We start from the raw sequence: 649 nt of genomic DNA, 5'->3' as shown, positions 1-649 counted from the left end.
CATTTCATCAAAGTGACCACCGAGCGTCAGATTATGCCTCAAGGTGTCGTTAAATAGTATAGGTTGCTGTAATACCACGGCAATTTTGTCGCGGATCACTTCAAAACCAATATCTTCTGTTAACTCATCATTAAAACGAATGCTACCTGCGTTCTGTCGGTAAACACCAATTAGCAGTTGAATCAGTGTTGATTTACCACCGCCGCTCGCGCCCACTAACGCAACTTTTTTGCCCGCTGGAATATGTAACGACAGGTCATCCAACACTTTGTTCTCATTATTATATGAGAAATCCACATGCTCGATTTTTACATCGACTTCGCGCGTTTCGTTGAAAGGATTCACCTTCGAGACAGGTCTATCTTCTTCTTCCAACTCTAGAAGGTCGTTAATACGTTTCAATGCAGCTTTTGCGCTATACCAAGAGAATTGTATTCCAAGAAGCTCTTGAACAGGGGACAACATAAACCATAGATAACCAAATACAGCGAAAATTTGGCCAATTGTTAGGTCACTAAACATCACCATTAACATGGCAACCGCACGGAATAATTCAAAACCGATTAAGAAGAGCAAGAAAGAAACTCGACCAGCCGCTTCTGATTGCCAGGCGTATTTGTCAGCATCGACGCGGACTTGATTGGCGCTC

Annotated in this window: 1 protein-coding gene; it reads right to left on the bottom strand. The window is 42.8% G+C overall.

Translation table 11 applies throughout. The features are described from left to right. A partial coding sequence (locus tag R7190_RS28170) for an ABC transporter ATP-binding protein (protein WP_318137965.1) occupies window positions 1-649 on the bottom strand: 649 nt, incomplete at both ends.

The sequence above is a fragment of the Vibrio sp. 1078-1 genome, from assembly GCF_033340475.1.
This window is presented reverse-complemented; position numbering and strand designations above follow the sequence as displayed.